This window comes from Nostoc sp. 'Peltigera membranacea cyanobiont' 232, from assembly GCF_002245985.1.
GTDB lineage: Bacteria > Cyanobacteriota > Cyanobacteriia > Cyanobacteriales > Nostocaceae > Nostoc.
In genome coordinates this window covers 1-1,373 of the sequence record NZ_NOLK01000385.1, presented here as the reverse complement: position 1 = coordinate 1,373, position 1,373 = coordinate 1, and the positions used below count along the sequence as shown (strand labels likewise).

The 1,373-nt window shown below is 44.4% G+C and carries 1 protein-coding gene; it reads left to right on the top strand.

Annotation, left to right across the window (positions count from 1 at the left end; all coding sequences use genetic code 11):
- On the top strand, positions 1-1,373 hold a 1,373-nt coding region (locus CDG79_RS40505), incomplete at both ends, for a non-ribosomal peptide synthetase (RefSeq protein WP_143855757.1).

The following is a 1,373-nucleotide window of genomic DNA, read 5'->3' as shown; positions in this document are numbered from 1 at the left end:
CAAGTAGAACGCACACCTGATGCAGTAGCAGTAGTATTTGAAGATGAACAGCTAACCTACTGTGAACTCAACACCAGAGCAAATCAACTAGCCCATTATTTGCAAGCTTTAGGAGTAAAACCAGAGGTGCTGGTGGGGATTTGTGTAGAGCGATCGCTCGATATGGTCATCGGACTATTAGCCATCCTCAAAGCAGGTGGTGCGTATGTACCGCTAGATCCGATGTACCCACCGGAACGCTTGGCCTTCATGTTAGAGAATGCCGACATATTCGTTTTGTTGACTCATAAACGGCTAGCAGAGCGGTTATCGAAGTACAAAGGGGATGTGATTTGTTTCGACGCTGATTCCCAAGCCATTGCCAAACATTGCCCAGAAAATCAAGTCAGTGGTGTCACACCAGACAATTTAATGTATGCGATCTACACCTCTGGGTCAACAGGAAAACCCAAGGGTGCAGGAGTCTACCAGCGAAGCTTTGCAAACCTGATGAATTGGTTTGTGACGGAATTCGATTTTACCTGCAATGACCGTGTTTTACTCATATCTTCTTTGAGTTTTGATTTGACGCAGAAGAATATTTATGCTCCTTTACTCGTTGGAGGTGAGTTGCACCTTTTATCATCTGAATGCTATGACGCTGCACAAATCGCTGAGTCGGTTTGTAACAAACAAGTGACGTGGCTCAACTGCACTCCGAGCGCCTTTTATCCATTGATAGATCAAGGTGATAAAAGCTTGTGTATGAAGAAGACGTTGAAGTATGTATTTTTAGGTGGCGAACCGATTTCAATCTCTAGGCTCAAGGTATGGCTCGACTCTATTCCCTGCAAAACACAAATTGTCAACACTTACGGCCCCACCGAGTGTACAGACATCTGTGCCGCTTATCGGGTTGCTCAACCAGAACAATGGCTAGAAAAATTAGTACCGATTGGGAAACCGATCCATAATGCCAAAGTATACATATTAGATGAAAACCTCAAGCCTTTGCCGGTGGGTATGGTCGGCGAACTATATGTTGGTGGTGAAGGAGTCGGACGAGGCTATATCAATAATATTGATCTGACTTTAGCTAAGTTTGTTTCCGATCCTTTCAGCAACAAGCCGGGCGCACGTCTGTACAAGAGCGGGGATCTGGCTCGTTATTTAGCAGATGGTAATATCGAGTACCTTGGACGTATCGATCACCAAGTAAAAATACGCGGTTTTCGCATTGAACTCGGCGAAATTGAAGTAGCCATCAACCAATACCCAGCAGTAAAAGAAACTGTAGTTGTAGTCAGCGAAGAATCGGTAAATTCTAAACGTTTAGTCGCCTATGTAGTTCCTCAAAAAGAGCAAACACTGGCAATTCCTGAACTACGTAGCTT